The sequence below is a fragment of the Mycobacterium gallinarum genome (assembly GCF_010726765.1).
Classification (GTDB): domain Bacteria; phylum Actinomycetota; class Actinomycetes; order Mycobacteriales; family Mycobacteriaceae; genus Mycobacterium; species Mycobacterium gallinarum.
This window is the reverse complement of sequence record NZ_AP022602.1, coordinates 88614-111156: the sequence shown is the minus strand read 5'-3', so window position 1 is coordinate 111156 and position 22543 is coordinate 88614. Positions and strand designations below refer to the sequence as shown.

17 protein-coding genes are annotated in these 22543 nt (G+C 65.6%); 3 read left to right on the top strand and 14 right to left on the bottom strand.

Going from position 1 to position 22543, the window contains the following annotated elements; genetic code table 11:
• Positions 1–183 precede the first annotated feature (183 nt).
• Entirely contained in the window at positions 184–1224 is a 1041-nt protein-coding gene (locus G6N42_RS30355) for a hypothetical protein (protein WP_163738857.1), read from the top strand.
• An 84-nt stretch (positions 1225–1308) separates the two neighbouring features.
• Here the strand turns inward: G6N42_RS30355 and G6N42_RS30350 are convergent, their stop codons facing one another.
• The 9 genes from G6N42_RS30350 to G6N42_RS30310 form a co-directional block, all read right to left on the bottom strand.
• A complete protein-coding gene (locus tag G6N42_RS30350; protein WP_163738854.1) occupies positions 1309–1815 on the bottom strand; it encodes a hypothetical protein in 507 nt (168 codons plus the stop codon).
• A 73-nt stretch (positions 1816–1888) separates the two neighbouring features.
• A complete protein-coding gene (locus tag G6N42_RS30345) occupies positions 1889–3658 on the bottom strand; it encodes a S1 RNA-binding domain-containing protein (protein WP_163738851.1) in 1770 nt (589 codons plus the stop codon).
• Complete coding sequence (locus G6N42_RS30340; protein WP_163738848.1) at positions 3655–7047, bottom strand: serine/threonine-protein kinase; 3393 nt, start codon at positions 7045–7047, stop codon at positions 3655–3657. The genes G6N42_RS30345 and G6N42_RS30340 overlap by 4 nt, the downstream gene beginning before the upstream one ends.
• A 291-nt stretch (positions 7048–7338) precedes the next feature.
• Entirely contained in the window at positions 7339–12693 is a 5355-nt protein-coding gene (locus G6N42_RS30335) for a helicase-like domain-containing protein (protein ID WP_163738844.1), read from the bottom strand.
• 131 nt (positions 12694–12824) lie between these two features.
• Positions 12825–13586: a hypothetical protein gene (locus G6N42_RS30330; protein ID WP_232076847.1), complete on the bottom strand. Its 762-nt coding sequence runs from the start codon at positions 13584–13586 to the stop codon at positions 12825–12827.
• Between the two features lie 14 nt (positions 13587–13600).
• The gene (locus tag G6N42_RS30325) at positions 13601–13855 is read right to left on the bottom strand and encodes a hypothetical protein (protein ID WP_163738838.1); all 255 of its coding nucleotides are present in this window, start codon (positions 13853–13855) and stop codon (positions 13601–13603) included.
• Complete coding sequence (locus G6N42_RS30320) at positions 13852–14361, bottom strand: hypothetical protein (RefSeq protein WP_163738835.1); 510 nt, start codon at positions 14359–14361, stop codon at positions 13852–13854. Before G6N42_RS30320 ends, G6N42_RS30325 begins: the two co-directional genes overlap by 4 nt.
• Positions 14358–14624: a hypothetical protein gene (locus G6N42_RS30315; RefSeq protein ID WP_163738832.1), complete on the bottom strand. Its 267-nt coding sequence runs from the start codon at positions 14622–14624 to the stop codon at positions 14358–14360. The genes G6N42_RS30320 and G6N42_RS30315 overlap by 4 nt, the downstream gene beginning before the upstream one ends.
• A gap of 342 nt (positions 14625–14966) precedes the next feature.
• The gene (locus G6N42_RS30310; RefSeq protein ID WP_163738829.1) at positions 14967–15350 is read right to left on the bottom strand and encodes a WhiB family transcriptional regulator; all 384 of its coding nucleotides are present in this window, start codon (positions 15348–15350) and stop codon (positions 14967–14969) included.
• 386 nt (positions 15351–15736) lie between these two features.
• Here G6N42_RS30310 and G6N42_RS30305 point away from each other — a divergent pair, with 386 nt between their 5' ends.
• Positions 15737–16393, top strand: a complete 657-nt coding sequence (locus G6N42_RS30305) for a helix-turn-helix domain-containing protein (protein ID WP_163738826.1) — start codon at positions 15737–15739, stop codon at positions 16391–16393.
• A 21-nt stretch (positions 16394–16414) separates the two neighbouring features.
• Here G6N42_RS30305 and G6N42_RS30300 read toward each other — a convergent pair whose 3' ends face one another.
• From G6N42_RS30300 to G6N42_RS30280, 5 genes are all read right to left on the bottom strand, one after another.
• Positions 16415–17497: a VldE C-terminal domain-containing protein gene (locus tag G6N42_RS30300; protein ID WP_163738823.1), complete on the bottom strand. Its 1083-nt coding sequence runs from the start codon at positions 17495–17497 to the stop codon at positions 16415–16417.
• Between the two features lie 66 nt (positions 17498–17563).
• Positions 17564–18709, bottom strand: a complete 1146-nt coding sequence (locus G6N42_RS30295) for a lysozyme family protein (RefSeq protein ID WP_163738820.1) — start codon at positions 18707–18709, stop codon at positions 17564–17566.
• A 466-nt stretch (positions 18710–19175) separates the two neighbouring features.
• Positions 19176–20078, bottom strand: coding sequence for a ParB/RepB/Spo0J family partition protein (locus tag G6N42_RS30290; RefSeq protein ID WP_163738817.1), 903 nt, complete (start codon positions 20076–20078; stop codon positions 19176–19178).
• Positions 20078–20794: a ParA family protein gene (locus G6N42_RS30285; RefSeq protein ID WP_163738814.1), complete on the bottom strand. Its 717-nt coding sequence runs from the start codon at positions 20792–20794 to the stop codon at positions 20078–20080. The genes G6N42_RS30290 and G6N42_RS30285 overlap by 1 nt, the downstream gene beginning before the upstream one ends.
• An 816-nt stretch (positions 20795–21610) precedes the next feature.
• The gene (locus tag G6N42_RS30280; RefSeq protein ID WP_232076845.1) at positions 21611–21940 is read right to left on the bottom strand and encodes an ArsR/SmtB family transcription factor; all 330 of its coding nucleotides are present in this window, start codon (positions 21938–21940) and stop codon (positions 21611–21613) included.
• Positions 21941–22055: 115 nt separating this feature from the next.
• Here G6N42_RS30280 and G6N42_RS30275 point away from each other — a divergent pair, with 115 nt between their 5' ends.
• Positions 22056–22310: a hypothetical protein gene (locus tag G6N42_RS30275; RefSeq protein ID WP_163738810.1), complete on the top strand. Its 255-nt coding sequence runs from the start codon at positions 22056–22058 to the stop codon at positions 22308–22310.
• Positions 22311–22543: the final 233 nt, after the last annotated feature.

Here is a 22543-nt window from a genome sequence, read left to right as displayed (position 1 = left end):
TCACGCGGCCTCAAAACGACACAGCGACAGTTAGCTGCCGACTACCGAGAACACCTCGCCAGGCACACACGTGAGGCCAGCGCACCGTGGCCGTGCTTACGAGCTCACGAGGCGCCAGGCAATCTATACTTCACAGCCCGCGGCGTCGTCGGGGCTACAGAGCTCAGACCAAAGGGGGAATAGGTGTCCGACGGAATGCCGGGCGAGACAACCGAAGCCGATGAGCAGGACGTACGCCGAAAGCTCATACTCTGGGTTCTGTTTCTGGTGAGCTGCACCCTGGTCATCTGGTATGCGCACCACCTCGGTATGCCCATAGTCACCGCCGTCGGCGGCACCATTGCCCTCTGGATTGCCTGCCTCACCATTCTGGCGCGGATGTTCGAGAAAAAGATCCTCAAAGCGCGTGTGTCCAAACCATTGTTTGCCGCCCTGTGCGCGGTTCTGCTCGTCCTCGCCGCCGGGACGAGCCTGGCCTTGGCCTGGGAACCGGTCACCGCAATTTTCTCCCAGCCGCAACAAGGCGACGCAGAAGCGCCGCCCGCCCCACCTCCGGGGCCGCCCCCGCCCACGTGTGAGGACGCCACCAACACATTTGCAACTGACTGGGGCCCCGATCGGCCTCTGATTTCGGCGAACCCAATCGGCCGCAGCTGGCCAAACGGTGCGGTGCCCGCATTCGACAACGTCATTCTCGGCACGCCGGGAGACCCCGATGATCCAATCGAGGATCTTCGAATACGAATGCTGACCGCCAACGACGCTGAATACACGGGGATAAACGGCTACTACGAGCGAGTACCAGTTGTTCCCGGCAGAACCTATCGCGTGCGCTTTTATGTGATCAACACCGGTGACCGAAACCTGGACACCACTGCCAGGGACACCGTTGCACGAGTCTTGCTCTCCTCCTGCCCCAGCACTGACGCACGAATCGTGGGCACCGTCGCTTCGTCCAATACAGTGCCGAACCAGATTTGGAGCACCGTACATTTCACATCCGACCGCCCCTTTCGCATGGTGCCAGCCGATCGCCCAGCCAAAATCTGCTTCCCAGCAGTTTCAGGGGGATGTACGAACACATACGGGTTCAACCCGGCCTCCGAATTGGCCAATCTCTACAGCGAAGCTGGACTCGCGATCGGAGCCAAGGGCTTCGATGGCGTCATTCCAGGAAGCGCGCAAGTGCCCATGCTTCTCTACTTCACGCCACAGTTCCAATAGACCTCGGCGCTCAGCGATTTCAGCGTCGCGATTGACCCGGATTGGTGTTGAAGCCCAGCACACAAGGCCTGGCGCGATGGTGATCTAGACGCGATCGCCGGCCATCCGGGCCATATGGATTTGCCCGACGGTGTAAGACATGTGCGGGCGGTGGATCGCGACAACCCGTGCCAGATCGGCTTGGTAGGAGCCGCCGCCCGGGTAGTCCGGGTCGGGCTCAGGCGCGGTGAGCAGCGGGTTGGCGTCGGCGTCGAGCAACTCGACCTCGTAGTAGGCACGCTGGCCCACCCGGTAGAGCGCTTGCAGCATCGGTACCAGCGACGGGTCGGGAACGCAGACAGCCCAGGCGTGAGCGAAGTCGCGGTCGGTGGTGACGTAGATCTTGTTCATGTCGTAGATCCGGCCGGAGGCAAGGTCAGGGTCGGCGGTGCGTTTGCGGCTCTCCACAACCGACATACGCAGCACGTCGGCGTACACACCTTGCTGGCGCGCGACCGGTAGTAAGAGGTCGCCGACGCGGCGGCCGCTCCAGCCGGCATGCCAGTACCGCACACCTGTCACAGTTCGGGTTCGCCGGCGCTTCTTGGCCACGATTGCCTCCTCGCGCAAACGATAACTACGCGCACCGACAGGTCCCGCTCCCAAAGCAGGCGGGTGGTGCTGGTTAGAGGGTGTTGAGTGCCAGGGAGACGCGTTCACGTTCGAGGTCGACCGAGACGACCATGACCGAGACCTCGTCGCCGACGGTGAAGACATCTGAGGGGTGGTCGTTGCGCCGTCTGCCCATGCGTGTCTTATGGATCAGGCCATCGCAGTCGCCGAGGTTAACGAACGCCCCGAAATCGGTGACGTTCGTCACCGCGCCCGACATTGTTTGTCCCACAGCGAGGCTGCGCAGCGCGGCCCTCTTGCGCGAGTCGGCCCGCGGGGATTGTTTATGCGGCCCGCGTTCGCGGGCGGCGGATTTCGCCGGCGCTTTGGCCGCGGGCCGGGTGGCTTTCTTCTGCGCCGACGGCGGCGCAGCCGCGCGGGTGCTCACACCCGGGCCGACTAGGGCGCGGTACTGCGCAGGCAGGGTGCCGATCACCTCAAGAGCGTGGCCGAGATTCTCGGTCATGTACCTGTCGTAGGCGCCGTCGGCGAGCACCTGGTCCTGGACGAGGTCGCCCTCTTCCTGCCGGTATTTGCGCGATCGGTCGCCACGAAACGACAGCCAGTTGAACGAAGTCTTGATGTAGAAATCATCACCCACAAGGACTTTCGCGTGCGTGTCGTCCACTTTGACGATCGCCAACCGGTCCGCTCTTTGTGCGGCGGCGTGCAGCTCCGCGATCGCGGTGCGGTCGGTCTTCTCGTTGTCGCCGAAACCCCAAAAGATGGTGACGTCGACCTTGCGCGCGAGCGCCTCCACACGGGATACCCATTGCGCGTCGACGACTGACCGGGTGATCCACGGGCTGATAATCAGCAAGCGGCGCTTGGAATTGGACAGGGCGTCATCCAAGCGTATCGGGTGCTCGTAGACACCGAGCCATCGAATCGCAGAGCGGTTGAGCACATCGGCGTCCTCGGCCTGTTCGGTGCCAATCATCGCGGTCTGCAACGCGATCACTTCGTCTCGGGACAGCCGCTGGCCGGGGTCGCCGACCGGTTCGTGGGGGTCCTCGACCGGGGCGGCCGAAATTCCGAGCCGTTCGACCGCGCCGATCGCCTCGAGTGCAGCGGCGTGCGGTTCGCTCCACACGCCGTCGATCTCCACGCCGAGCCGCAGCGTATTGGAGTCAATGTCCTTGAACACCAGCAGGATTGCGTCGTGGTAGTAGTTGCGGTTCTCGGTGACCCCGCTGACGCCCAGGATGCGCACGCTCTCGCCGCGCGACCCGAGCGCCGATGACACCGCGTCGATGCTGAGGTTCTCCAGGCTGACCGGCATGCTCGTTGCCGGCGGCATCAGGATGCGCCCGGGATCGGACTTGGCTTGCATTGCGCGGCGAAGCGAGTTCTTCTTCCACTCGGTGACCGTGTCGGCGAGCCGGTCATAGACCACTTGGATCGCCGTCGATCGGGGCCGGCGGATGTGGGCGTCGCGGGCGGCTTCTTGTCCGGTAGGAAGCAGTGAAAGACGGCGGGTTCCGCCTTCGGGAGGGGGCCGGTAGTCGATGAACTCGGCCACCAGCAGCGCGGCGACGACCCGCGCGGTGTCGCCGTCATCCAAGCCGAGGAACAGCTGAAGGTCCTCGACGGTGTCTACGCCGTTGAGCATGGCGCGCAGCGCGTACTTCGATGACGCCTCGAGCTCCTCGGCCTGCTCCGCCAGCACGTCAACGGTCAAGGTGGACACCGGGATCGCCGACGGCTCGGCGGCCAGTAGAACGTGGCCGGGCAGCATGTAGGCGTTGCGGCGCGCAGCGTCGGCGTAGATGTCACGGCTCACAGGTATTCGATCCTTCCGGCATCGGAGGATGCGATGTGGCCGAGCACCCGCCGCAAGGGTCCTTCCTTGCCGGCGCTGAAGTCGGAATCGCCGACGATCCACAACGCCTCGCGCGCGCGAGAGAGCGCGACGTTCATCCGGCCTTGGTACCGCTCGCCCAGGAAGCCGAGCTCGCCGGCCAGGTTGCTTCGGGTCACCGAGAAGATGACGACGTCTGCTTCGCGGCCTTGGACGGCGTCCACGGTCTTGATCTGGGGCTCGATGTTGGTCAGCGTCAGCCGGCGCAACGCGCGTCCGATTTCGGTGCACTGGCCTCGATACCCGGACAGGACAAGCACTTCCAGCGGGTGTTCGTCGCGGCGGCGGTACGCCCCGGCGCTGATTTCGGCGTCGAGACGCGCGACGAGTTTGGCGACCTGTTCGGCTTCGAGTTTGTTTGAGGAGCTGGAGCTGCCGGCGTGCTTGTTCTCCTCGTGGCGGTTGCTTCGTCGGCTGGTGGAAAACCACACCAGCCGGTCGGCGGGGTCGACGGTGTCGGGATCCACGACCGGCGCCGGATCGTGAATCAGCGTGCCGTCATAGAACGTGTCGGAGATCAGCTCGCCGACCGGCACGGCCATGCGGTGTTGGGTGACCAGGCTTGTTCTGCACTCCGCGGGCGCCTCCCCGATGAGGGTGTCGAACAGCGACGACGTCAGGAAGGTCTGGTCGAGGTCGAAGGTGTCGACGAGGTCGCGGTGTTCGAACACCTCCTCCACCATCGGTGGCAGCTGTTTGGTGTCGCCCACCATGACCCACCGTTTGGAGCGCGTCATCGGCACCAGCAGCTCGGGTGCCGTCGCCCGCGATGCCTCGTCGATGATGCACAGATCGAACTGCATCTCCTGGATATGTCTGTTGGCCAAGAAGCCCATACATGTTCCGGCGACGACACTTTGGGTGGGCAGGAACATCGGCTCAGCACTGCTGGGGTCGTTGAGGCTGGCCAGCCAATCCCCTTGGGCGCGCATCAGTTCACGCAGACGATGATCGGCGCGCCCCCCGCCGAGCAGATCGGCGACCAGACTCTGCAGTTCAGCCTCGCCCACCTGGTTGCCCAGCGGGATGCCCAATTCGGTTGCCGCAGCACTCACTGCGGTGATCGCGTCCTCGGCGCGATCGGTGGCGCGTAGATAGTCGGCCAGCAGCTCGGCGCGCTCTTCGGACAGGTCCTCGTTGTCGAGCCGGTCGTCGTCATCAAGCGGGCCCAGCACTTCAGCGGTCTGGGCTTGCTGGCGCAGCGTTGAAGATGCCTCTTCAGCGTTCAGCGCGAGCGAAAGGTGCTCGACGGCAACGCCTTCCCGTTGAGCCAGCGCCGACATACCCGCGCGCGCACGGTCGGCAACCTGGGCTGCCCAGGTGCGCAGCTTGTTGGACAGCAGCATGTGCACCGCTTCGGGGTCGACGTTGTCGTCGCGGCTGGACAACCGCACGACCGAGGTGACCCCGGAGTCGTGGAGGCGGGTGATGGCGTTATCGATCGCCACGTGCATCTGGCTGACCAGCAGCACTTTGTCATGGGGACGTAAGGCCAGGTACTGGTTGATCAGTTCACAGATGAACGACGTCTTACCGGTGCCGGGCGGACCCTCGACCAGGAACAGGTCGCTGGACCCGAGCGCTTTGGCCACCGCGGCCTTCTTGTCGTCATCCAGATCCGGGAAGGTCGGCTCGAAGGAGACGGGCTGCGGATGAGCGGCCAGCGACGGGTCCAACACCAGCTCCCGCAGATGCGGGCGGGCCGCGCTGCCCTCACGCAGCGCCGCCAGCGCGCTCTTTTGCCGGCGGATGGCGGCATGGGATGGGGTGCGGTCACGGACCAGGACGCCATTGGCGGGCAGATCGGCGCCGGGCCGGATGACCTGCACGGTGAGGCCTTGGCCGTCGACGTCGACGATCCTCGTAGGTATGCCGCGGGCGTTGGGCTCATCCAGTGGCCGCGCGATGCGTTCCTGATCGAGGATCGCCCCGGTTTGCGCTGTGCTGGCTTCGATTTCGAACTCAGTACCCGATCGTCCGACCCGCCGATAGCGGATCGGTTCTTCGAGGCGCTTTTCCAGTTGCTCCTTGGCGTCGATCAACTTCGACCAGTTGGTTAGTCGCATCTGCTTGAACCGGTCGCTGACCTTGTCGCCGGCGTCTTGGACCGCTTTGGCCAAGATCGTGTGTAGTTCGTCAGTGGCCAGTGCGGATTGATGCGGGTTGGCCGGCCGTGACGCGGTCCAGGCGAAGTCGCGGCCGTCGAGGGTGACGGCGTGCTCGTGGCGGCGCCAAACCTCCAGGTGCTCGAAGTCTTTGACCTCGCCCCGGATACACACCAGTTTCTGCGAGGTCTTGAATGCCAGCACCAGTTCGAGCTGATCACCGACGAGGCGGAACTCCTCGGCGGTCAGCGCGGCGCCCCCGGTGTCGGTGTTCTTCAGGCGAGGAACCGCGTAGGTGGCCGTGCCCAGGCGCGCGGCGATCAGCGCCTCAGCGCTGCGCCCGTCACCGCCGGCTTCCAGGGCCCGCCGCGCCGAACCCGATAGATCGAACGCGATCTCTTTCTGCTTGTGCCAGCGGGTACCTCGCCGTGTTTGGATGGTTTGCAGCGCGAGATGAAACACCTGCCCGTCGGCCGGGCGCTGGTCGGGGTCGGCGCTGAGCGCGTCACGCAGCAGCTCGAGCACGTCCCGGGGGACATCGGCGTCGTCGAGTGCGCGGCTGATGTCGGGGTAGTCGCGCAATTGGATCCCACTCACGCACTGCAGCAGCGTCGCCGCTAACCCGTAGACGTCGAAGCGGGCCGACCCGCGCGAGGCCTGATCGGGAGGCGCCCACGGCGGCGTGGCCATCCCGACTACGGTGGCGTCTCCCGCGGCGGCGACCTGGTCTTTAATCTTGCTCAGCGCGAAGTCGGCCAGCAGCGGTGTCGACCCGTTCCATAACACGTTGCCCGGCTTGATGTCTCGATGCAGCACCGACATCGAATGCGAGTGGGCCAGCGCAGAGGCCAGCGGAAGGGCGACGGCCTCGGCGATGTCGTCCCAGCCCGGCGGCTCCGGAAAGCCCGACAGCCAATCCCTGATGGTTTCGTCGACCCAGTCCAGCACCACGTAATACACCCCTTGCCCAGGGTCGGTGCCGCTGTCGATCAGCGAGGCGATGTTGGGGTGGCTGAGCTTGCGCAACGCGGCGGTCTCGCGTTCGAAGTAGATCCGGTTGATGTCATCGGCAGTGGAGGGCACGATCTTGACCGCGACCTGGCGACCGCCCTGATGGAGGTCGGCGGCCTGGAACACCTCAGACTGACCGCCGACCCGGCGGGTGTTCTCGATCTCGGCATAGCGGTCAGCGACTACACGCCCCACGCCCGTCTCCTCCCGCATCGCTGGTTTCGTGACGATAACCAACGCTGCGGACAAGTCGCCAACATGCGCACGCCAGAGACGCCGCCGCAGCAGCGCACTACCAGCAGCAGCAGCAATTGCTGTAGATATGCAACGAAGATTGACAGGACACGCCTTGCCTACTTTGACAAGACTTCGGCGTGTCGTCAGAGCTTGTTAATGGTCGTTGCAAAAGTCCAGGTCAACGCTGCCAGCGAATGATCTAGAAGCGCTCGACGAGCATTACCGCCCGCGCCCTGCTGCGGAACCGACTTAGTGGCCTAGCCCGGGGCTGTCCTCGTCGCGGGTGCGGTCCTGGTCGTGGACAGCGATATCGCGCTTGTGGTGTTCGAGTGCCATCCGTTCCCGGATACGCACGGCGCGGCGCATCGCGTCGGCGTTGGGGTAGCCGAGTTCTTCGACCAGGGCTGGGGTGGGATTGAGTGTCAAGCTCCACCCGGGTTCGCGGCCGCGCATTTTCATACGCTTGCTGGCGGCCTCGGCTCGGGCCTTGGCCTCGGGGCTCTCGGCAGCCATCCGCAGCTCTAATGTCAGCGCTGACAGCTCGGCCTGCTTGGCTTCCAGTTCGCTGCGCTGCTCGAAGGGGGCCGGCGGATTGGCCAGCAGGTCATCGAGTTCCTCGCGCTGGCGGTCCTGTTCGCGCTGCAGACGTATGTGGTGGTCGGGCAGTCCGGTGTAGAGGTTTTCGACGCGGCGCAGCAGCCCGTGCTGCTTCGGCCCGGAGACGTCGAGTCCGAGTGTGGATCCGGCGGCCAGCAGTTCTGCGCCGTCGATCTCGGTGGTGCGCGAGGGCACGTCCAGCCGCAGCAGCAGCATGTCGTGGGTGAGGTCGCGGGCGCCCAGGACCTCGACACCGTTGATGGAGGCACCGATCGGCTCGTAGCGGGAGGCGCCGCGGTCCTTGCCGGCCATGTAGGCGCGGCGGCACGCCAGCGTGAGGGCGGCGGCGGCCTCGGTCCGGTCGGTGAAGGTGTTGGCGCCGACGACGATGCGGTGCGGTGTGTCGCCGCGGTCCTGCGCGGCACGCGCTACCGGTGCGAGGGCCTCGATGTCGGCCTGTTTGGCCGGGATCGCGCGTTCGAGGACGCGGACCTGCCAGTCCCGGTTGCGTACTGATTGCTGGTGTGCCCGGTCGAGGGCGGTCAGGCGTCGCACGGTGTCGTCGAGTTCGACCTGGCGCAGGTACCGGGGATCGCCGGTGGCGATGGCCTTGGTTTCGGCCGCTGCGGCGCCGATGTCTCCCCCGCCGAGGTCCTCAATCTCAGAGTCCAGGACTTCGTTGCGGCGCATCTGCTCGATGAACAGCGCTTTGGCTTGGACCCGCTGCCACATCACTGTGTCGTAGCTGGATTCGGTGACGTAGTTGAAGATGTCGATCTCGTCATTTTGATTGCCTTGGCGCAGGATCCGGCCTTCGCGCTGCTCGAGGTCGGCCGGCCGCCAGGGCACGTCGACGTGGTGCAGTGCGGCCAGTCGTGACTGCACGTTGGTGCCGGTGCCCATCTTTTCGGTACTGCCTATGAGAACCGATACTTCACCGCGATTGCATTGTGCGAACAGGGCTTTCAGTTGCGCCGGGTTGCGTGCCTCGTGGACGAACCGGACGGCCTCGGGGGGCATTCCTCGAGCGACAAGTTCATCTTTGATGGCTTGGTAGATGGTGAACTGGCGTGGATCTTTCGACGGAGTGCCGCGGTCGCAGAACATCAGTTGCAGCGGTCCGCGGGCGGGAAGCAGCTCGCCGGTGTCGCGATCGCGGTACTGGCCATCGGCCAGGCGGCGATGCACCCCCATGGCGCGTTCGGCGACCTCGGCGGCCCGGCTGTGTTCAGGAGCGCCGAGGTGGGCCATCCTTGGGTCCAGGGAGGCGTTGCGGCCGTCGTTGCTGATCTTGAGGATGTTGTCGCGCTGGGGCTTTCGGGCGTCGAGATGGTCGGCGCGCCAGCCCAGGTCGGCGATGAAGTCGACGACCTCGACGTCAGGCTGGAGGCTGATGATCTGGCGGGCCCCGGTGCGCAGCTCGGGTAGCGCCACGGGCACTTGGTCGCGAGTGACGACGTCGGTGTATGCGTTCGACAGCGCCAGCAGTTCAGGCAGGTTGGTGTACTTGGCGACGCGGGTAACGGGCCGCAGTTTGGTGCCGGTGGCGTTGACTTCGATGCTGGTGTGGGTCGCGGTGAACGCCGCTCCCCAATCGCCGAGATCGGCTACGCCGGCGGCCTGGAGGAGGTCGGGGCGCAGGTAGGTCTGCATCACCCACAGCTCGCCGAGGGAGTTGGCGATGGGGGTGCCGGTGGCGAAGGTGGCCACGCGTTCGACGACGGCGTGCTCGGGGATGCCGCGGGCCCGCGCTTCGTCGTGGCGTCGTTCGCGCAGGACGTCGAGTTTGAGGCTGAGGTCTTCGGCGCGCTGCGCGGCTGTCGCGCACGAAAGCTCGTCGATGTTGCATACACGCTGCTTGTTCTTGTACATGTGCGCTTCATCGATCAGGAGGTAGTCACAGCCCGATTCCTCGAAACGCAATCCGACGTCTTTGGTTTCGGCGGCCATCAGTTTCTCCAGGCGCGCCTGGGCGGTCTTGATGGCCCGCATGATGGCCTTTTGGCTGCGCTCGACCGTTGCGTTCTGCAACTGGGCGCGCAGCTCGTCGAGTTGGCGTTCGGCGTAGGCGGTGCGCACGTCATTGGAGACGTTGATGGCGGTGAACGCCGATTGCGGCACGATCACTATGTCCCAGTCGCTGGCGGCGCTCTGGGCGATGAACCGCCGGCGCCCTTCCGCGGTGGTGGCCGAGGATCCCAGCAGGACGTTGGCCGCCGGATACCATTGCTTGGCCTCGCGCCCTACCTGCTCAATGATGTGGTTGGGCACCACAATCCAAGGTTGGCGGACCAGGCCGAGGCGGCGCAGCTCCATCGCTGCCATCAGCATGGTGCCGGTCTTGCCTGCACCGACCACGTGGTCGAGCAGGGTGGAGGGCTCGTTGGTGATGCGGGCGACGGCGTTGCGCTGGTAGGGGTGTGGGGTGAAGTGATCGGAGAGGCCCGGCAGCCGCAGCTGACTGCCGTCATACACGGGGGCGCGCAGTGAGTTGAAACGCCGGTTGTACTCGGCGACCAGGGTGTCGCGGCGCTCGTCGTCCGACCAGAGCCAGCGGGTGAACTCTTCGGTGATCTTGGCACATTTGGCTTGTGCGGCGAAGGTCGCCTGGGCGTCGACGTCGCCTTCTTCGGTGGTGATGACCACGGCTTTGGAGTTGCAGACCGCTTCGAGCAGACTCGCCGCGTCGAAGTTGCGCTTCTGCAGGCCCCACTCGTCGGTCATCAGCCGGCCGTGGCGCTTGTAGCTGGCCACGTCGACCGTCCACCGGCCGCCGATGTGTTCGGCCGTAACACCATTGATGCCGAAGGTCTTTTCGGCGAAGGCGGCGATGACGGCGGCGGGAATCCACGGTGCGCCCGGGCGGACCTTGATGTCTTCGGCCTCGCGTGGCTCGGGCTGCACCTCGCGCAGCGCCGCGACGTAGGGCTCATAGACGGCGTTGGTGTCGGCGGCTTCGATTGCGGCGGCGAGCTTGGAGCGCACATTGCCTGACAGGGCGGTGGTAGCTGGGACCAGCTCTTCGGGATCGTCGAGGCTGGGATAGACCAGGCCGTCGAGCAGGGCGCGGGTGTCGTCTTCTCCGACGCCGAGCAGCTCGCAGATGAGGTCGACGTCGACGCGCCTGGTCCGATCGAGGCTCATCGCCAGGGCTTCTTCAGGGGTGTCGGCGGTGGCACGCTCGATGTGAGCGGTGAGTACGTCGCGTGTGAATATCGGTGCCTTGGTGGCAGTTCCGGTCTCTTCGTCGAAATCCTCCAGCGCGGACACGACCGCCCAGCCGGGGTCGTAGCGCATGCCGCCTTCGAGGTGGCGGAACTTTTTGAACGGCTCGGGTGGTTGCCAGGCCTCGGTCTCCCACTGCTCGACCAGCTCGGTGGGCACGGGTCCGTCGTAGGGGCGACCGGTGGTGCCTTCCTGCTCGCGCCAGGTTTGTTCGAGTTTGGTGATGCGCTTGTCGTGTAGGGCTTGAGTGGCGTTGCGCTGCACCCACTCGAAGCGGTTGACCGGGCCGCGTTTTCGAACGTAGTTGTCGTACAGCGTGTTTAGGTGAGCGCGCAGCTGATCGCGGTCGTGCTCGGGCTCGCCGTCGCGTTGGGCGGCGATGAGCGCGGTGGCAACATCGCGCAGTGCGATCAGTTCCTTGGTTTCCTCGACGAGGGTTTTCGGTGTCTTGTTCGGCTCCCATCCATGGCCGGCCCAGAAGTCGATGCTGCGTGTGGAGGCGTTGTATCGCAGCGTGAACAGGGGCGGATCGTCAACCTGAGTGGCGTGGGTGCGCAGACCCGGCGCGAAGTCCACGGCGAAGCCGCCGGAGAGGTCCTCGCTGCGGGCGGTCAGGCCGAGGCCACGTGCCACCGCGGCCGCCATCATGGGCTGGAGGTGACGGCGGATCTGGTCGGCCAGGTCGCCTCCGGTGGCGCCGGCGACGTAGAGCTGGGGTGAGCCGTGCAGACCGTGGCCGAGCTCGGTGGCGCCCAAGACGCGGTGCGGGTTGTTGAGGAAGTAGGCGTTGACGGGCACCCGCTCCTCGTCGCCGGTTCCCGGGTCGACGAGATCGGTGTCTTCGGTGTTGATCCAGTCCAGGGCGTCGGGATCGACCTGTGCTTCCTGTTCGCGGCGACGGAAGATCAGCAGGTCGGTCACGACTTCGGTGCCGGCGACTCGGCTGAACGCTTGCGATGGCAACCGCAATGCACCGATGAGGTCGGCGCGCTGGGCAATGTCTTGGCGCGCAGTCGCTTTTACCGAGTCCATGGTGTAGCGGCTGGTCAGAACGGCGACGTATCCGCCGGGGGCCACCAGAGATAACGATTTGACGATGAAGTGGTTGTGGATGCTGTGTCGGCGCGGATTGTGCAGCGGATCGGTCAAGGCGTAACGCCCGAACGGCACGTTGCCGATCGCGGCGGTGAAGCTGCCCTCAGGGACGCGGGTGGTCTCAAATCCTTCGTGGCGGACCTGAGCTGAGGGGTAGAGCAGCGCGGCGATAGCCGCGGTGATGTCGTCTGCCTCGACACCGACCACGGTGGCACCTTCGGGCGCGTGACCGATGAATGTGCCGCTGCCGCAGCCTGGTTCAAGTACCGGCCCGCCGGAGAACCCCGCGGCGCCTAGTGCATCCCAGACCGCCGACACCACGGCGGGGTCGGTGTAGTGGGCGTTGAGGATGGAGGCCTGGGCGCGACGATACTGCTCGGGGGTGAGCAGGCCGGCGAGTTGAGCTCGTTCGGCGGTGAAGTCCTCGGCGCGGGGGTCGAAGACCTGTGGAATGGCTCCCCATCCCGACCAGGCGGCCAGGATGCGCTGCTCGGGCAGGGTCGCCGGGCGACCGGCGTCGCGCAGGGTGTGTACGAGCTCGATGGCGGCGATGTTGGCGCGGGCGCGCGCTTTGGCGCCGGACGGGACCAGGACCTCGGTGCTAGCCGGGAAGTCGGCGGCGCTGCGGAACTCCTCGGCCGCGGCTGCTGGCTGTGCCGGTGAGGCCTCTGCGGTGTCGCTGGCCACGGTCGGGCCCGCCGCCGCGGTGTCGGTGTCTTCGGCTGCGAGTGGCTCGGTGCTGAGGTCTGCGCCGACTGCGGGGGCGGCGTCGTCGGCCTGCTCGTCGGCGAGGTCGTCGAACAGGGAGACCTGGGGGCCTACCGCTCGGGTAGCCCGTCCGCGCGCAGGTCGCGGTAGATCATCTGCGCCAGCTCGGCGGTCAAAGGGTCCTCGGGGTGGGCGGGTAGTGCCAGGCCGTCCTCGGCCCGGGCCGACGTCAGGTATCCCGCCTTGATCCGAAACGGACCCGAAAAGTCCGGGGCCGGCCACAGGCGGTCGATCAGCGCTTCGAGGTCCTCGCTGGGCTCGCTCTGATGAGCCGGGTTCGTCCACCGTTGCTCCCAGCTGAGGTGCGCTGGGTCCGGTGTCGGGTCGGGGGCCTCCCACTCCGGCCTGTTCTCGTCGGTCTCGATCAGCTCGTACAACTCGTTGTTCAGCACCGTCTGCGCTGCCTGCGCCCGGGCTGCCTGCAGCAGCGCCACCTTGGTCGCGTGATTGGGGGTCTGGCCGTTGCGCTGGCGGCTCCAGACCGCGATGGCTTTCTCCCAGAGTTCCTCGGCCATGCTGGCCGCCATCGAGCTGATCTTGTCCGCCTCGGCCGTCAGGAACTCGTTGCGACGCTGCGGGGTCCATTCCTCGGGCAGGCTCAGATCGGTCGAGTAGACGGTCTGCACCGCCTTGAGAATCTCCGGATCGATCACCGTCACCGCCTGCCTCGTCGAGGATGCTGAACAGATCCGGCTGGTTCGGGTCCGGCGCTCTGTTGCGGCCCATATTGTCCTCTCCTGGCTGACAGTGGCGGGGTCTGGGTAGCCGCGGACGGCGAAGAACGCCCGTAGCCGCCGATCGTTGATGCCCATCGGCACCCCTGGCGTCATGGCCGGCGGCCGATGTCGACGTCCACGAGCGGCACAGCGGGCTGGCATCCGAAATGTGCTGCGTGCATGAGCGCGTCTAGAACGCTGCGGCAATGCAGCAGCCGACACCGGCCGACCCAGCCGCATGTGCACAGTGCGCGTCGGCGACGGCCGATGATGAGCACCCGCACGAGGGCGGGCGCCTCGGCCGGACGCTGCTGTTCCTGGGGGCAGGGCGGTGTTCGGCGACTCGCGTCGATGCTGGTGATCATCCGGTCCGGCTCCTCGTCTCTGGGTTCTCGAAGGTGAGGTACTCACCGCATCCGCCGGACCCGAACTGCTGCCAAAGAACGAACGCGGGTGCTCCGACCGGTCGCGGGCACCAAAAGCCCCATCGCCGGCAACGGGGACCGGTGATGATCACCGTCGTGACGGGGCGACCGAGCAGCTCCACTCGGTGCCGGGAACTGGCACGGCGGAAAGCTACCGATCCGGGTCGGCGCACGATGGTGCGGTGCTCGCCGATTTCTCGGTAGCGTCCGTGCAGCACGAGGGAGGCGAAATGCCACGGGTGATCGTGCGGGACACTGGGATCGGACTGGCAGAAGCGGTGCCGGTAGATGTTGACGATCGGGTTTCGCGGGATCAGGAACCACCGCAGCAGATAGGGGTTGGTGGGGTCGTCACCGATGACTTGGTGTGGCCGCCCGGACAGCAGGATGCGCAGCCAGGCCGCGAGCGACAGTGCTTCCTCGTCACGGGCGCCGGTGTCCGTCATGACGCGCCTCGTTGAGTTGCTCCGCAGCTGCAGCCTCCGCCGGCGGCGACTGTCCAGTAGCGGACCCGCTTGTTGCTCGCCGTCTTGAGTCGCTGCACGGCGCCGCGGGCCCGCAGCGCCTCCAGGGCGCGATACACCTGGTCGACGACGAGCGGAGTGTCCCGGTCGCGGTTGAGCCACCGCATCACGTCCGTGGTGCTGACGGGGCAGCCGATGCGCTCTAGTGCGGCGAGCACTTCTGCGGTCAGCGGCGTCGCCGGCATGGATCGAACTTCGAAGGTCGATGAGCGGCTGCGGCGCTGGGCGCAGTGAATAGCGCATCCAGGGCGGCAATTTCACGGATGGCGGCCGAGTCGGCGGCCGCAACCCAGGCGCGTCGACAGTCGGCTGTTTCGATCGTTGTGACGACACCGTCGTTTTGGAGGCTGCGCAGCAGCCGGTAGATGGTCTCCTGGGTCGGCGGCAGCGGGCGCGCGCTTCCCTGGACGGCTACGGTCGGCGCTCCCTGGCGTAGCTGCGTTGTGGTCAGCGGGTCCGCCGAACAGCGCAGTGCAGCGACGAGGTAGTCCCGCAGGATCCGGTTGGTGCAGGTCCTCGGACCCGAACTAGGCACTGGCGGTCTCCGCGACGAAGGCTCCGGCACCTGGGAACGCGGCGTTATGCATCGCTTCCCGGATCGCCAGGCAGCGCAGGCGGTGGGACTCAGGCTGGTGATCCATGGCAGCGACCACCATGGCCAGTTGCCGGCGGGCAACCTCGTGCTCCTCGACCGTGGCGTGTTCCCCGGGCAGATCAACACCGGCCCACACTCCATCGGTGGCCCCCAACGCCAGGGCCGTGCGGGCGCACGCTTGCCGCAGCGGGCAGTTGCCGCAGATCCGCTTGCACTGCTTGGTCTTGCGGTAGTCGAACCAGTCCTCTGGATCTGCCGAGTAGTTGCACAGCCCGTTGATTTCCATCTTGACCGGATTGGCCACTAGATGCGTCATGATGCCACCTCCAGAGTTGGGCGTTATTTGGTCTTTAGTTGTGCCCTTATTGAGCATCTGGTGATCATAACCCCATTCAGACGCATCTGTGCAGCACAAATCTTCAACTGTCCGACGCGCACGCCGACAGCTGGACGATTCCGCACACCAGCCAGGCCGCAACCTTCGCTGATGAATTAGCCTTTAACTGCAGATACGGACTTCTAGTCACCGCGGGCGCTGACGTCCTCGCCGGCCTCGGCCGACCCAAAAAATTCGTCGTAGGTGGTCGACGCCGGCGGACATATTGCGCCTTAGTTGTGTATCTATGGCGCAATCGTCTGACTCGGCACGGGGTCATAGCTGCGGAATAGGCACGTAGTCAGATACGTGTCTGTTGAGACTGCATGTGGTTCACTTTGAGTGTGGACGGCGACATCGACGGCGAGGCGGGCCAAACCGCGCCTGCCAGCGGCGATGCCCTCGATTCCTCCCTGGCGAGGTTGCGGGACTGCGTTGCGCGTCGCCGCGCTGAACTGGGGCTATCCCAGCGAGCGCTCGCTGAGCTGGCCGGGGTGTCACTCGGCACGGCGACCAGGCTCGAACGTGGCGCCGGCCCTCCTCGAGTAAGCACCGTGCCCAAACTTGAAGACGCGCTGCAGTGGCCGCGCGGCACTTTCCAGGCCATCCGAGATGGCGAAGCCCCGCCGAAGATCCCGCCGCGCGATCGCGACACCGGCCCGGATCGCACTGAAGCCTTCCAACAGCGTCTGGCCTCAGCCGGTGGGATGCGCAGCGCCACGCAGTACGGTCAAGCGCTCTCGATCGCCTCGGCCGTGGTGGCCATCACCTCGGTGTGTCTGGAGGTACTGACCAGCGAGCTGAGAGATCCGGGCACACGCGCTGCGGCGCTCAACGCGCTCGATGCGAATATGCGGCAATTGGAAACTCTGATCGCGGCCAGCCTGCCCGACGCCGAATCCTTCGATGACGCGATCGCCGTCATGCGTGAGGTGCACGAAAGTCGCGAATCTATCCAGAAGGCCGCAGAATCGCTCGGGTAACAGTTCGCGAGCCGATCGGGTTCAGTAGCCGCTGTAGCCGCCGCCAATGCTGGCGATGTGGACGTGGTTGAAGTGATTGGCGTTGGCCGAGCCTAGATCGCTCATTCCCGAGGAACTGCCGTCAGCGTTGTGCTGAGTTTGGCGCCAGATGGCGTGATCAAGCCCGAGCTCTTGAGCGTGGGCCTGGACGAATTGCACCACGCGATCGCCGAGCGCTTTGCCACCGGGGGTATCCCATTGCGGGATCATGACGTCGATGGCCAGCCCTGAGGGGTGCCACTTGAGCGCATCCGGGCGGTACCCACCGATGTCGGTGATTTCAGGGAAGGCGGCAGTGATCGCGCGGCTGAGCCGGCGGGTGTACTTCTGCAGGCGAGACTCGTTGGCCAGCCCGGGGCGGTCGAGCCCCGGCATGCCCGGCACAGCATTGGCCGCCCCGGGTTGGCCGGACGGTGATCTCCCGGTCCGACCCGTTTTGGCGATCGGGGTGAACAGGCCGCCGAGACCGTCGAGGCCGCCTAAGGCGCTCATTGGTGATCCGCCGCCCATCGCGCCCATGGGCATGCCCATGCCTCCGCCCATCGGCATGCCGCCTGCCATCGGGCGGCCGCCGTAACCGCCACCAGCGGCGCGAATCATGTTCGCCATCGCGATGTTTCGCTGTTCAGACTGGGTGAGCAGGGTTTTGGCGCGGTCGAGTTGGCCTTCCAGGTGATTGACCAGCACCGTCTTACCCGCTGGGGTGTCGGTACTCGGCGCGATCGCATTGACCCCGGCCCGGGTGTCGCTGACCACACCGTTCATCCCCGACCGGCCATCACGAGACTCGTTGGAAGCCGCCACCACCTGCGGACCCACCCGAGCATCGGCACCGACCACGTTGTCCAACGCGGCGACGCCGTTGCCGCCGGTCAGCTTGTACCCCTCTCCCCCAGCGCCGCGCCAGGTCGCCGGCACCGTGTCCACCGACGCCCTCAGATCGGTCTTCAGGCTCTGCAACCCGCTCGTCGACGGCAGCCCCGACGCCTGCGCAGCCTGACCGTACAGCTCCCGGGCACCACCGAGCGCCGTCGCCGTGGCATCAACCAGGCCCTGCAAGGACATGACCGGCAGTATCACCCACCACCAGCACCAACGACCACCACCAACCCCAAAATCGCTCGATTTCGGTCAGTAGCCGCGCGGAGCTGCTGCTGAATTAGCTTGGCTAACTTTTCCGAGATCGCTTCCATCAGGATCGACCCCGTAGCGCTCCATCACGTAGTTCATCGAGGCGGCGATGTTGGCGACCGGTTCGTAGATGCTCGTCGAGGTCCCCGGCTGGTGATAGGCGGCGAAGGTGCTGGGAATGCACTGCGCTGGGCCGCGCGAGCTGTTCGCGGGGGCGCCATCGGACATCTGGGTGCCGTGGGCGTTGGAGTCAGACAGGTTGACGACGCTGGCGTTGTGGCCGCTCTCGCGGCCCGTAAGCGTCATGTAGCCGTCGTGCCATCTCTCCCGGGCCACCGGGTCGGTGACACCGCGAGCGTCCAGCGCTGCGTAGATGGCCTCCGACATCGCCGCTGGCCCCTTGGGGAAGGTGCCTCGGCCGGCGAAGCTGACCTCTCCCACCGGGATCTTGGCTGCCGACGATGCCGGGACGGCGCCGCGGGTGGAGGCCGTCCGTCGCGGTGACGAGGAGCCCGACAGGCCTGGGATTTTGCCGGTCAACCCGCTTAGCGCGGACAGCGAGCCCAGCGGTGACATCGCGCCGCCCATCGCGCCCATCGGCATCCCCATGCCTCCGCCCATCGGCATGCCGCCGCCGCCCATCGGGAGGCCGCCGTAGCCGGAGCCGGCGGATCGGATCAATGTGGCCAGCATCTGGCCGCGTTGTTGCGAGCGGGTGAGCAGGGTTTTGGCGCGGTCGAGTTGGCCTTCCAGGTGATTGACCAGCACCGTCTTACCCGCTGGGGTGTCGGTACTCGGCGCGATCGCATTGACCCCGGCCCGGGTGTCGCTGACCACACCGTTCATCCCCGACCGGCCATCACGAGACTCGTTGGAAGCCGCCACCACCTGCGGACCCACCCGAGCATCGGCACCGACCACGTTGTCCAACGCGGCGACGCCGTTGCCGCCGGTCAGCTTGTACCCCTCTCCCCCAGCGCCGCGCCAGGTCGCCGGCACCGTGTCCACCGACGCCCTCAGATCGGTCTTCAGGCTCTGCAACCCGCTCGTCGACGGCAGCCCCGACGCCTGCGCAGCCTGACCGTACAGCTCCCGGGCACCACCGAGCGCCGTCGCCGTGGCATCAACCAGGCCCTGCAAGGACATGACCGGCAGTATCACCCACCACCAGCACCAACGACCACCACCAACCCCACATTGAGGTTGCGAGCCCGGCTCGGTTAACCCGGCAGCGAAGCGGGTTGCGCTGCCTCGCGCCGCCGACTGAGTCGCGCCGTCGCCGCCCCGATTGCGGATGTCGACCGCCAAGTTGGGCTCCGATAGGTCCGCCAGTTCCCCGGGCCGTCATGGCTCGTCGGTGCTGTCCGAGAGGCGGCCGACCGCCGCCGGTGGCCGCGCTGTGGCGCGACGCCTCTATTGGTATCCGATGGGGTCGATCAGGAACCCAAAAGTGTTGACACACAGCGTTACTCGACAATCCAGATCCGAACACGTGTCCCCGGCGGCGCGCTGTTTTCCGCGGAGAACAACACATTCCGGTGGTCAGTTTTCCGCGGAAAACTGAGGCGGCCGCGGGGCGGCTGGAGCGCGCTGTGGTGCGGCTGACCAACCGCTACTGCTTTACGAGCTTCCTGAGTTGACTCACGAGAGTCCGTGAACCCGCATCGCCGAGGTGCCCATGTAGTGCAACTGCGAGAGCATGCGGATCGGTGTCGAACCGCCGAAGCGCTCGGCTTACTGCGCGCGTCTGGGTAGGTGAAGCCTCCCCGCGGCGGTGCCTCTCATTCGAAGAGTCCTTTTCGCTCGCGTCTGCGCCCTTGCTTGCCTCGTCGGCGTCAGCGTCTGACAGGCTGTTCTTCCATCGGGCCACCTGCTGCTCCAGAGGCACGCGCGCCAGGTCGCGGGCTTCGCGTATTGCCAGATCGCCGCGACGGGTCGCCTCCTGCAGCTCCGGGGCCAGCTTGAGGAGTGCTCGACGTTGGGACACCCACGTCTTGCTTTTGTGGAGGTGGTCAGCGGCGGCGTCTGCGCTGCCGTACTCCCCCACCAGACTCTCTACGGCACGGGCTTCTTCGATGACGTCGAACCCGGACCGGTCGACATTCTCTGCAATGACGGCGGTGAGCAGGGTCGCCCGATCTTTGGCGAGGTCGTCTTTGATGACGATATCCAGTTCGGGCCGGCCGAACTTGTGCGCCGCGGCGAGACGCCGGTTGCCGATGATGACTACCCAGCGCGCATCTATCGCGGTGTCTGGATACAGCTGCTGGTATGCGTGTCTGGTGACTACGACAACCGGTTGCAACTGGTGATCGACGATGGAGGCCAGCTCGTCGAGCTTTCCTAGCGTGTCGCGCGGGTTGTGCGGATTTCCCACGAGCTCGCGCAGCGGGACTGAGCGCGATTGGCCGGCCCTCGGGATGATTGAGGAAGCGGCTCCCGCTCCGTCAACTGAGGACTTCTCGCCGACCGCTTCTGCCAGCCCGGCGAAGCTCTTGACTCCCCCGCGGCTCATCAGTGGACTCCCGTCGACATCAGCTCATCGGCCAGGTTGTAGAAGTCGGCAGCTGCGATCGCCGCCTTACCCGTCTTCTTGTACTGAGTCACAACCACACCTTCATTGGAGGCGTTGGTGTGAATCTTGTAGTGGCGAATCACGGTCTCGGCTAGGGGCCAGCCGCGGCCGCGCACAAATTCTTTCGTCTCGTTGAGCCAGTAGGTGCCATCGCGGCTGTCGTGGTTGTTGATGAAGACGCGGTAGGGAAGTTGTCTCGGTTCGAGGATCTTGCGGATGGTTCGCGCTGTCGGGTCGAAGCAGAGCGGCTCAGTCAAGATCGGAACGAGCACCTCGTCGCTCACGTCGAGAACGGTCCTGAGGGCATCGGCGGAGTGCCCAGAGCCAAGGCCGTCTCCAGACCCGTCGGGGTCCAGATCGAACCAGCCGGCGGTGTCGACGTATACCTCCGCGATGGTGGGCAAATTGTTGAGCTGCGCGAGCCAATCGAGTGGATCGTCGTGCGCCTGAATGAGGTGGAAAGGGAGGTCTTCAACTTGGTTTGCCCACCACGCAGCGGACCCCTGCGGGTCGATCGAAATCGCGGCGACGGGGGACTCGGCGTCGTCGGCCAGACCCTGACTGAGGTGCTCCGCTCGTACTGCAGCGAGGTTGACGGCAACGGTGCTCTTCCCGACACCGCCCTTTTGGTTGAGAAGTGTGACTACTCGTGTCATTGCGTTTGAGGTCCCTTGAACGTATCGGAGCCGCGAATGCGGCGGCTTGGGAACAGACGTCTGAGAGACTACGGCGGGCCCGTTAAATCGCTGCGGCGACACGCGTAAGAGCTAGTAACAATCGCGGTTTTCCGCGGAAAACTGGGGTTGGGTGCTCGTTGACCTTCGACGGGGAACCCGGCACCTCGAGCTTCCCCACAAGCCGCCAGAGTGCCTGTGACCAGCGAGTATAGGTCAGTTTTCCGCGGAAAACTGGGTGGCGGCCCAGTGTTCTCCGCGGAAAACTGGACTGCGGCGAGCACCCGATCCAACGGAGTGCGTGCCATTGATAGTTCCCTTGGAGTCGTCGCGCAGCCGGCTCGCGTCGGGGGCGCATGCCCGGCAATACCGGCTCACGCCGCGGGGGAGCGGGCGGCTGCCAACACTGGGCCTTGGCTGCCCGACTCCGGTTCGGGGTCGCGCGGTTTAGCGGCCACCTTTTCGGTTCTCGCTCGGCGACTTGGCTCGCACGCCGATGAGGGAGGCGTGACGGGGCGGCGGACCGAGCGGCCAGCGGAGCCATCCTTGGCGATCCCCCTTGCCGGGCGCCTTCCGCTCGCGCGACGCGCCGACGCCGCGACTGGGGGAGTGCTGAAACTTTCAGTGTTGGGGAGGTCATGAGGGTGGACTCTCGAAGGTTGGCAGCAGGGGAGCGGCGCCGGGCGACGACGTAGGCCGCGGTGCCGACATCGAAGTCCCGTAGAGGTGGGCTTCTCGGGCCCCGCGGAAAGGCCCGGCCTCGCACGTTTGCGAGATTCCCCGCTGACGCAGCGCAGCTTAGGACACCGGGTCGGCGGCAGCTTCCTCGACCAGTGCTGCCTTCAGTAGTTCCAGTGCCGCATCCCAAATCGGGTGGGCATTTCTGCGGTAGTACACGCGCCCCATCCCGTCTTGGCGGGTGATGAGGCCGGCTTCTGCCAAGTCTCGAAGCGGAATTTGAACGGCGCTTTGCGCAGGAAAGCCCAGTTCGATCGCGAGGTCGGTGGGGTTGACGAGGCCATCGCCCTGGGCAATCGCTGCCATGGTGGCGAGTCGATGCTTCTGTCCGAACACGACCGTGGAGAGCTTCTGCACTCTCGCCGATTGTGCGTACGACACGCCTGACATGCTATTACAGGATTTCTGTTACGGGTTTCTTGTTACTGATATTCTGTTATTGGAATCTTGTAATCCCTGCTCAGGGCAGTGTGCACGTGCAGGGGACGACTGAGCGGAGCGTCTGATGGCAGACATCAGTGCGGGTGAGGATACGACCGGGCGGCGTCGCAACTGGCGGCACCGGGAGAACCGCGCGTCGTCCAAGCTTGTTGCAAAACGCGTCAGCGAAGAGGACCACTCAGCGCTCACACGATATGCCGAGGCTCAAGGGGTCAAGGTTGCCGAACTGCTCGCCCCGGCGGTCGAAGATCTGATTCAGCGGGCGCACGAGTTTTGCGATCACGATGACGCCCCCGCGCAGGCCGTGAAGGCCTCCTAGGTCAGTTATCACGTTCGGGACTACGCAGCTGGCAGCGCCGCTGGGGGAGTGGCTCTGCGGTACCTGCCACGAAAGGCTTGAGTTGAGGCGGGCCTTCGCGAATCCGTCTCTGGTCGTGGACAGTTGAGAAGCCTGTCGGGAATGCTGCCCTATGGCAGCCCGGTACGCGATTGTTGCGAGTACATGTCCGCTCCGAGGCTGCTGTTCGGTGACCAACTCACGGGCCATGGAGG

Coding starts and splice junctions, on each gene's coding strand:
- G6N42_RS30330 (WP_232076847.1), bottom strand. CDS start 13,586: ATGGGCATCAACGATCGGCGGCTACGGGCGTTCTTCGCCGTCCGCGGC.
- G6N42_RS30325 (WP_163738838.1), bottom strand. CDS start 13,855: ATGATCACCAGCATCGACGCGAGTCGCCGAACACCGCCCTGCCCCCAG.
- G6N42_RS30320 (WP_163738835.1), bottom strand. CDS start 14,361: ATGACGGACACCGGCGCCCGTGACGAGGAAGCACTGTCGCTCGCGGCC.
- G6N42_RS30315 (WP_163738832.1), bottom strand. CDS start 14,624: ATGCCGGCGACGCCGCTGACCGCAGAAGTGCTCGCCGCACTAGAGCGC.
- G6N42_RS30310 (WP_163738829.1), bottom strand. CDS start 15,350: ATGACGCATCTAGTGGCCAATCCGGTCAAGATGGAAATCAACGGGCTG.
- G6N42_RS30305 (WP_163738826.1), top strand. CDS start 15,737: ATGTGGTTCACTTTGAGTGTGGACGGCGACATCGACGGCGAGGCGGGC.
- G6N42_RS30300 (WP_163738823.1), bottom strand. CDS start 17,497: ATGTCCTTGCAGGGCCTGGTTGATGCCACGGCGACGGCGCTCGGTGGT.
- G6N42_RS30295 (WP_163738820.1), bottom strand. CDS start 18,709: ATGTCCTTGCAGGGCCTGGTTGATGCCACGGCGACGGCGCTCGGTGGT.
- G6N42_RS30290 (WP_163738817.1), bottom strand. CDS start 20,078: ATGAGCCGCGGGGGAGTCAAGAGCTTCGCCGGGCTGGCAGAAGCGGTC.
- G6N42_RS30285 (WP_163738814.1), bottom strand. CDS start 20,794: ATGACACGAGTAGTCACACTTCTCAACCAAAAGGGCGGTGTCGGGAAG.
- G6N42_RS30280 (WP_232076845.1), bottom strand. CDS start 21,940: ATGTCAGGCGTGTCGTACGCACAATCGGCGAGAGTGCAGAAGCTCTCC.
- G6N42_RS30275 (WP_163738810.1), top strand. CDS start 22,056: ATGGCAGACATCAGTGCGGGTGAGGATACGACCGGGCGGCGTCGCAAC.